Below are 8,278 nucleotides of genomic sequence, written 5' to 3'. Positions count from 1 at the left end.
ATCTCGGTGTACCACCCCGCCACTTTGATGCCGAAGGTGATCGGTTCGCCGTGAATGCCGTGCGAACGCCCCATCATCAACGTACCCACGTGCTTGCGCGCCAGATGTCCGATAGTGGCTCGCAGAAACGAGACATCCTGGATCAAGAGGTTGGCCGCTTCCACCATTTGAACCGCGAGCGCGGTATCGAGCACATCCGAGGACGTCAGCCCCAGATGCAGAAAACGGGACTCCGAACCGATGCGCTCGCCGACCTGTGTCACGAAAGCGATCACGTCGTGCTTGACCACCTGTTCGATTTCATGGATACGCCGGACGTTGATGCGCGCTTTTTGGCGGATTTTGGCGTAAGCCCTGGCCGGCACGCGCTTTTGCTTCACCAGCGCTTCGCAGGCCAGGAGTTCCACCTCGAGCATTTTTTCGAAACGGTGCTCGTCGGTCCACAATTTTCCCATCTCAGGTCGAGTGTATCGATCAATCATAAATGCCTCGTATCTCACTGATCGTCATTCCCCGCGGCCACTGGCGGGGAATCCAGAAAGGCTGTCGCACGGCATGATGGATCCCCGACAGAGACACTCGGGGATGACGACTGTTGAATAAACGGATTTTCATACTAATTTTTCCGTGAACTGCCTCAGAGTTTTCGGGTAGAGCCGATGCTCCTGCTCCAGAACCCGTGCGGCCAACTGCTCCGGCGTATCGTTTTTAAGCACCGGCACGCGCGCCTGCGCCAGAACCGGCCCGTGATCATACTCCTCATCTACCAGATGCACCGTGCACCCGGACTCGGCCTCTCCGCTGGCCAGGACCGCTTCGTGCACGCGATGCCCGTAGAGCCCTGCGCCGCCGAATTTCGGAAGAAGCGCCGGGTGGATATTCAAGATCCGGCCCCGGTAGCGCTCGATCAAGCGGCGGTCGAGCCGACGCAGATAACCCGCCAGACAAATCACATCCACCTTCACTTCAACGAGCGCCCCCTCCAACGCCCGCTGAAAACGCTCTTCATCCGCGAAGGCTTGCCGCTCCACCACCACGAACGGGACACCGTACTGCTTCGCCCGTTCGAGCGCGAACACTCCGGGCTTGCTGGAAACCACCCGGACAAACTCCACCCGGGGCAACTCACCGGCGGCTTTGGCTTTTAAAAGAGCTTCGAGGTTGCTGCCTCCCCCCGAGACCAGCACAGCCACCCGGACCGGGTTAGGCAAACCGGATCTCCCGCGATCCTTCTTCGATCACACCAATGGGATAAACCGTTTTCAAATGACTCTCGACCGCCGACACGTCGTTCGGCGACACCACGAGCACGAGGCCAATCCCCATGTTCAGCGTCCGGAACATCTCCTCGTCCGGCAGCTTGGCGCGCTTCTGAATCTCGTGGAACAGTTCCGGGATGGGCCAGCTGCGCGCGGTGATGCAGACCTGTAACCCCTTGGGCAGCACGCGCGGGATATTGTCAATGAATCCCCCACCGGTGATATGCGCCATTCCCTTGATCACGCACCGCTCCGACTCCTGAAGGGATTTGAGCGCGCTCACGTAAATCGTGGTGGGCTCTAAAAACTCCTTCCAACGCGCTTTGAGTTCCCGTTCCGAAAAAACGTTGCGGACGAGCGAGTACCCGTTGGAATGGATCCCCGAGGAGGGAAGCCCCAGCACCACATCGCCCGGTTTGATCGTATGCCCGTCGATCACGCGGCTTTTGTCCACCACGCCAACGGCAAAACCGGCCAGATCATACTCCCCTGCTTTGTAAAAACCCGGCATCTCAGCGGTTTCCCCGCCCAGAAGCTGGCAATCCGATTGGCGGCATCCTTCCACGATGCCCTTGATGACTTTCTCAGCCACGCCCACGTCCAGTTTCCCGCAGGCGAAATAATCCAGGAAGAAAAGCGGCTTCGCTCCGCAGCACAGAAGGTCGTTCACGTTCATGGCCACGAGGTCGATCCCCACGGTGTCATGACGGTCCGCCAGAAAAGCGATCTTCAGTTTCGTTCCCACGCCGTCAGTGCAGCCGACCAGCTGAGGTGATTGAAGTCCCCCGGGCATGGGAAAAAGACCGGCGAATCCGCCGATCACCGGCGAGAGTTTTTTGATCCGCCGGACGAGCTCGTTGCCTGCATCCACGTCCACCCCGGATTTTTTGTACGTGATCATGACGGCTTCTCCGCCGGCCCTGCCTGCCGGCAGGCAGGTTCCGGCCGGCTGCCCGGTTTCACAAGCGGGATCCCCTGCTCGCACATCGGGCAGCTCTCCGGTTGATAGGTCACCAGCGGCAATCTTAAGAGGGTGTGCTTGGGCGCCGGAAATTGAACTTCAATTTCCCCCCGGTCCGCCAGCGCGCCAAAACCGACGACCTGCGCGTCCATCGACTCCACCATCTGGGCGATTTCCCGGACCGAGCCTCCGGTGGTGATCACATCCTCCACCACGAGCACCTGCTCGCCGGGCGCCAGAGCAAAACCGCGCCGCAGCGTAAAACGGCCGTCCACCCGTTCGGCGAAGATGGCCCGGGCGTTGAGGGAGCGGGCCACCACATGGCCCAGGACAATGCCTCCGATCGCTGGAGAAACCACCGCGGTGATCGGTTTTTCCCGGGCCTCCGCCCCAAAACACTCGGCGAGTTTGGCGCCGAGCCGGTCGGCGTCGCGCGCGTACTGCAGAAGCTGTGCACATTGCAGATAGCTGTCGCTGTGAAGACCGCTCGTTAGCTTGAAATGACCCTGCAGCAGCGCGCCGCGGTCTTTGAAAATTTTGAGAATCGCATCCTGTTTCACTCCTGCCTCCTTAGAACTTTTCTAGGCCGTCATCCCCGAGTGTCTCTGTCGGGGATCCATCATGCCCTGGATTCCCCGCCAGTGGCCGCGGGGAATGACGATCAAATAGACTGATAAATCTGCTCGACAGCTTTGACGGGGTCAGCCGCTTCCAGTATCGGCCTTCCCATAACAAAAAAGTCGGCTCCGGCCTGGACCGCCTGGACCGGCGTCTGCGTTCGTTTCTGGTCATCGGCCGTCGCTCCCAGACGAATGCCCGGGGTGACCACCTGAAAATCCTTGCCGCACGCGGCTTTGATGCCGGCCGCCTCGCGTACCGAGGCGATGACCCCGTCGAGTCCCGCGTGAGCCGCGAGCTTCGCCAGACGCTGCACCTGTTCCGTGACACCGCCCGAAACACCGAGCGCTTGAAGATCCTTCTGATCGAGGCTCGTGAGAACGGTCACGCCCCACAGTTTGGGACGGGGGCTCGCGGCGGCTGCTTCCCGCATCATCGCGGCTCCGCCTGACGCATGAATCGTGGCGCTGTAGACCCCCCACTCCGCGGCGCGCTCCACCGACTTGCGCACGACCGATGGGATATCGTGGAACTTGAGATCCAGAAAAATCTCCGCCCCTTCGCTCCGGATCGCTTTCAGCAGCGCGCCTCCATATTTTAGAAAAAGGATGGGGCCCACCTTAAATAAATCCACCTGCGGACCTGCCTGTCCGGCAGGCAGGCGCAGACGCCGCACCAGCGCAAGAGCCTCACGGTCCGTCTCGACGTCCAGGGCGACAATGAGCGGCTTCATCTGGGTTTTGCTCATACCCGCAAACTCCCCACTAAGTTGTTGATGTTTTTGATGCCCTTTGAGCGGCAATACGTCTCCAATCCCCGCGCGATCTGTTGGGAGGCGTCCGGGTGATAGAAGTTGGCTGTCCCCACCTGAACGGCGCGCGCGCCCGCGATCAAAAACTCTAAAGCATCCTCCGTGCGGGCGATGCCTCCGATGCCGATCACCGGAATCTTGACTTCACGCGACGCTTCCCAGACCATGCGCAGGGCCACGGGTTTGATGGCCGGACCGGAAAGGCCTCCGGTGACGAATTGCAGGCGCGGCCGCCGGGTCTCGACATTGACAGCCATGCCGATGAGCGTATTCACGACGGAAATGGCGTCCGCTCCCGCCTCCTCGCAGGCCCGGGCAAAAACCCGGATGTCGGTGACATTCGGAGAGAGCTTCACCCAGAGCGGAATCCTTGGAGAGGCTTTCTTGATTTTGGCGGTCACCTTATACGTATCGCGAGGATCCTTGTTGAAGTGGAAGCCCCCGTGTTTGACATTCGGACAGGAAATGTTGAGTTCAAGAGCCGCAATGCCCGGAACATCGTTCAGGAAGCGGGCGACTTCCAGGTAGTCCTCCAGGCTGAATCCAACCACGTTGACGACCACGCGGGTGCGATACTTTCGGAGGACCGGGAGCTTCCGGGTCACGAACTCCCGGGCGCCGATGTTCTGCCAGCCAATCGCGTTCAACATTCCGGAAGCCGTCTCATAAATGCGCGGCGGGGGATTGCCCTGAATCGGTTTCATCGAAATTCCTTTGACGACAATTCCCCCGATCGCGTTGAGGTCCATCAGGTGGGCAAATTCGACGCCATAGGCAAAAGTCCCGCTGGCCGTCAACACCGGGTTCTTAAAGCGGACTCCGCCGATGTCGACCCCCATCTTTGTCATAGCGGGGGATGATCCCAGTCGATCAGTCGACTGCTGATGACCGGTCCTTCCATGCAAACCCGGATGTAGTTTGCGGACGATCCGTCTCCCCGTGTCCGGACGACACATCCCATGCAGGCGCCCAGCGAGCATCCCATGCGCGCCTCAAGGCTCACCTCACACGGCACGGAAAATTGCCGGGCCAACTTGTCCGTCTCCCGCATCATCGCCCAGGGACCGCAGGCGTACATCCGAACCCCCTCCCGATGATGTTCCTTGAGGAAACGGACGAGCGGAGCCGTCACCAGACCCCGTGTCCCCATTGAGCCATCCTCCGTTGCGTAACAGGTTCGGATCCGGAGGCGCTTAAAATAGTCGCGCAAGACCAATTCACGAGCCGTGCGAGCGCCATAAAAGAGGACCGGGGTGACACCGAGAGCGATCAAATCTTTTGCCAGGAGGTAGAGCGCCGCGATGCCGACCCCTCCGGCCACCAGGCACGCGGTGCGCACCTCGCCGGCCATTTCTTTGGCAAGCTGAAAGGGACGTCCCTGGGGACCGAGCGCGAAGAGTTCCTGTCCCGGCTGTACGTGCACCAGCTTGTGCGTGCCGAAACCGACATCCTTGACCAGAATCTTGATGTCGGCTGGACTCCCGCCGCGGCCATGATGGTCAATGTCCAAGATGCTGAAGGGACGGCGCAAAAGCGGATTTCCATCCACCTCCTCGCCGCATTTCAGCATCAGGAACTGGCCTGGTTTCACCCGGCGGGCCTGCTCAGGCGAGCGGAGCGTCACCAGATAGTTGGCCGCGCCCAGGCTCTGCACATCCTTCACTTTGACTCTGCGATCTAGCATAGGGTGATCCGGAAGGTCATCAGCAGGTTGGCTTGCGCAACAATTTGCCTCGGGACATGACCACCTCGCCGCCGACGATCGTGGCCACGGCTTTCCCCTGAAGCATCCGGCCGATGAAGGGCGAGTTCTGGCTCTTGGAGGTGAAGGTGTTCACCGTGTGCCGGGCCTTGAGATCAATGAGCGTCAGGTCCGCCGGGGCTCCCGGAGAGAGATGTCCGCCCGGCAGATGAAAAACGCGCGCCGGCGCATCCGACAGAGCCGCCAGTGCGGCGCTGAGCGTCATCACGCCCTTCTGAACCAGCTCGGTCAGGACGAGCCCCAGCGTGGTTTCCAGCCCGATGATGCCGAACGGCGCGAAATCAAACTCGCGCGCTTTCTGCGCAGGGGTGTGCGGCGCGTGATCGCTGGCCACCACCTCGAGCGTTCCATCGGCCAGCCCGGCCAGGATCGCCTGGCGATCGTCCTCGGTGCGTAACGGCGGGTTCATCTTGGCGTTCGCATTGTAATTGGCTACGGCTTCTTCAGTCAGCGCAAAGTAATGGGGACAGGTTTCCGCGGTCACCGGCAGGCCGCGCTTTTTGGCGTCGCGCACGAGCGCGACGGATTCCTTCGTGGACAGATGCGCCAGATGCAGCTGCCCGCCGGTCAGCTCGCAGAGCGCGATATTGCGCGCGACCATGATGTACTCGGCCTGGCGGGGAATCCCCTTGAGCCCCAGGAGCACGGCCAGCTTGCCTTCGTTCATCACCCCGCCTTTGGCCAGATCCGGGTCTTCGCAGTGATCCACGACCGGCAGTCCGAAGGTCTTGGCATATTCGAGCGCGCGCCGGAAAAGTTTGGCGTTGGCCACGGGTTTGCCGTCGTCTGAAATCGCGACGCAGCCGGCGCGGACCATCGCGCCGATTTCCGTCAACTCCACCCCGTCCTGCCCCTTGGTGATGGCGCCGACTGGATACACCCGGACATGACCGTCACTGCGGGCCTTCATCATGACGTACTGAATCTGGGAGACGTTATCGAGAGGCGGAACGGTGTTCGGCATGCAGGCCACTGCGGTAAAACCGCCCATCGCGGCCGCCGCGGTCCCGGTGGCGATCGTCTCTTTTTCTTCCTGGCCGGGTTCGCGCAGATGCACGTGAATATCGATAAGCCCGGGAGCCACGACCAGACGCCCGGCTTCCAGCACCTCCATCTGGCGCGTCGGCTTGATGTCTTTGGCTATCTTGTGGATATGCTGGCCCTCGATCAGAACGTCGCAGACTTCATCGCGCTGGTTGCGCGGGTCAATCACCCGCCCACCGCGAATGAGCAGGGATTTTTGCCGGGGAAGCGTACCGCTCGAACGTTGGGTACGGGCCCAGCTCACGGTGCCTTTCATGAAGGTTCCCTTTCAGCGATCCGTTCGGCCGCGCGAGGCGCAGGGACCGCTTGAGAACTGCCCGCCAGCAGATACAGTACCGCCATCCGGACCGCGATGCCGTTGGTCACCTGATCGAGAATGACCGATTGCGGCCCGTCGGCGACCACGGAAGCGATTTCGACCCCGCGGTTCATCGGGCCGGGGTGCATGACCAGGCAATCCTTTTTGGCCCAGGAGAGCTTTTTCTCATCCAATCCGTAAAATTCGTGATACTCCCGAAGGCTGGGGAAGAGATTTTCCTGCTGGCGCTCAAGCTGCAGGCGCAGCACATATGCCACATCCGCTCCGTCGAGCGCTTCTTTCATGTTATAGGTCACTTCCACCTGGTTGCCGAAGGCGGTCCGGAACTCGCTCGGAACCAGCGTGGCAGGACCGCAGAGACGGATCTTGGCGCCCATCTTGGTCAAGCCCCAGATATTGGAGCGCGCCACGCGGGAATGAAGAATGTCGCCGATGATGGCCACGGTGAGCCCCTGGATTTTCTTCTTTTTCTCGCGGATGGTAAACAAATCCAGCAGCCCTTGCGTCGGGTGCTCATGATTGCCGTCGCCGGCGTTCACCACGTGTGCGCGGACCCCGCGGGCCAGGAGCTCGGGAGCTCCGGAGACGGAATGCCGCACGACCATGAAATCCACCTTCATCGCCTCCAGGTTCAAGGCGGTGTCCATGAGCGTCTCACCCTTCTGCACGCTCGACGAGGAAACCGCCAGGCTGAGCACGTCCGCCGACAAACGGGCCGCGGCGAGCTCAAAGGAAGTGCGGGTGCGCGTGGAGGGTTCGTAGAACAGGAGCGCCACGGTTTTTCCGCGCAGCGGCGGGACTTTCTTGATAGAACGGGTGAAAAGTTTTTTAAGGGGACCGGCGGTACGGAGAATCAAGTCGATCTCTTCCGGAGTCAGATCAGCCAGGCCCAGCAGATCTTTGTGACGAAGTCTCATGTTTTCTTCATCCTCCGCAAACGGACGCTGTCTTCTTCGTCGATCTCGCTCAGATTCACGTCCACGACATCTCCGGGGAGCGTCTTCAGAAACAGCCCCGTGTAATCGGCGCCGATCGGCAGTTCCCGGTGTCCGCGGTCCACGAGCACCGCCAGGCGGATACAGCGCGGACGACCGTAATCGATAAGCGCATTCATCGCAGAACGGATGGTCCGGCCGGTAAACAACACGTCATCGACAAGAACCAGCGGCCGGTCCTGAATATCATACGGCAAATCCGTCTCTTTGACTTCCGGCTGATCCGCAATATCATGCACGTCATCCCGGTACAGCGTGATATCGAGAATCCCCACCGGGATGTCCTGTCCGCATGCCTGGCTCAATGCGCCGGCGATCCGCCGGGCCAGGTGGGCGCCCCGCGTCTGGATCCCGACGACCGCCAGTCCGGAAGCCTCTTTACCAAACTCTTTCAGAATCGCCTGGACCAGGGATTGAACCTTTTCCTGGACACCTTTGGCATCCAGAAGGATTTTCCCGGAACTGATGGTGGCGGTACTGCGGTTCATGGTTTCGACTCCGCGTTCGCC

At 60.7% G+C, this 8,278-nt stretch carries 10 protein-coding genes; all 10 read right to left on the bottom strand.

The features are described 5' to 3' along the window. Window positions 1–482 (bottom strand): lyase family protein (locus tag WC859_07790; GenBank protein MFA5976045.1); only part of this gene is annotated, 482 nt, incomplete at its 3' end. 129 nt (window positions 483–611) lie between these two features. Continuing rightward, window positions 612–1,211 (bottom strand): phosphoribosylglycinamide formyltransferase, encoded by a 600-nt coding sequence (purN, locus tag WC859_07785; GenBank protein MFA5976044.1) that lies wholly within the window; start codon window positions 1,209–1,211, stop codon window positions 612–614. Next, complete coding sequence (gene purM / locus WC859_07780; protein MFA5976043.1) at window positions 1,204–2,157, bottom strand: phosphoribosylformylglycinamidine cyclo-ligase; 954 nt, start codon at window positions 2,155–2,157, stop codon at window positions 1,204–1,206. Before purM ends, purN begins: the two co-directional genes overlap by 8 nt. Further along, a complete protein-coding gene (gene pyrE, locus WC859_07775; GenBank protein MFA5976042.1) occupies window positions 2,157–2,780 on the bottom strand; it encodes an orotate phosphoribosyltransferase in 624 nt (207 codons plus the stop codon). The genes purM and pyrE overlap by 1 nt, the downstream gene beginning before the upstream one ends. Before the next feature lie 101 nt (window positions 2,781–2,881). Then, window positions 2,882–3,586, bottom strand: a complete 705-nt coding sequence (pyrF, locus tag WC859_07770; GenBank protein MFA5976041.1) for an orotidine-5'-phosphate decarboxylase — start codon at window positions 3,584–3,586, stop codon at window positions 2,882–2,884. Beyond that, entirely contained in the window at window positions 3,583–4,497 is a 915-nt protein-coding gene (locus WC859_07765) for a dihydroorotate dehydrogenase (GenBank protein MFA5976040.1), read from the bottom strand. The genes pyrF and WC859_07765 overlap by 4 nt, the downstream gene beginning before the upstream one ends. Continuing rightward, entirely contained in the window at window positions 4,494–5,333 is an 840-nt protein-coding gene (locus tag WC859_07760) for a dihydroorotate dehydrogenase electron transfer subunit (protein MFA5976039.1), read from the bottom strand. Before WC859_07760 ends, WC859_07765 begins: the two co-directional genes overlap by 4 nt. A 19-nt stretch (window positions 5,334–5,352) precedes the next feature. Then, complete coding sequence (locus WC859_07755) at window positions 5,353–6,711, bottom strand: dihydroorotase (GenBank protein MFA5976038.1); 1,359 nt, start codon at window positions 6,709–6,711, stop codon at window positions 5,353–5,355. After that, window positions 6,708–7,691 (bottom strand): aspartate carbamoyltransferase catalytic subunit, encoded by a 984-nt coding sequence (locus tag WC859_07750; GenBank protein ID MFA5976037.1) that lies wholly within the window; start codon window positions 7,689–7,691, stop codon window positions 6,708–6,710. Before WC859_07750 ends, WC859_07755 begins: the two co-directional genes overlap by 4 nt. Further along, entirely contained in the window at window positions 7,688–8,257 is a 570-nt protein-coding gene (pyrR, locus tag WC859_07745) for a bifunctional pyr operon transcriptional regulator/uracil phosphoribosyltransferase PyrR (protein ID MFA5976036.1), read from the bottom strand. Before pyrR ends, WC859_07750 begins: the two co-directional genes overlap by 4 nt. Window positions 8,258–8,278: the final 21 nt, after the last annotated feature.

This window comes from Elusimicrobiota bacterium (assembly GCA_041660185.1).
GTDB lineage: Bacteria > Elusimicrobiota > Elusimicrobia > 2-01-FULL-59-12 > 2-01-FULL-59-12 > JBAZWU01.
This window is presented reverse-complemented; position numbering and strand designations above follow the sequence as displayed.

Coding starts and splice junctions, on each gene's coding strand:
- pyrF (MFA5976041.1), bottom strand. CDS start 3,586: ATGAGCAAAACCCAGATGAAGCCGCTCATTGTCGCCCTGGACGTCGAG.
- WC859_07765 (MFA5976040.1), bottom strand. CDS start 4,497: ATGACAAAGATGGGGGTCGACATCGGCGGAGTCCGCTTTAAGAACCCG.
- WC859_07760 (MFA5976039.1), bottom strand. CDS start 5,333: ATGCTAGATCGCAGAGTCAAAGTGAAGGATGTGCAGAGCCTGGGCGCG.
- WC859_07755 (MFA5976038.1), bottom strand. CDS start 6,711: ATGAAAGGCACCGTGAGCTGGGCCCGTACCCAACGTTCGAGCGGTACG.
- WC859_07750 (MFA5976037.1), bottom strand. CDS start 7,691: ATGAGACTTCGTCACAAAGATCTGCTGGGCCTGGCTGATCTGACTCCG.
- pyrR (MFA5976036.1), bottom strand. CDS start 8,257: ATGAACCGCAGTACCGCCACCATCAGTTCCGGGAAAATCCTTCTGGAT.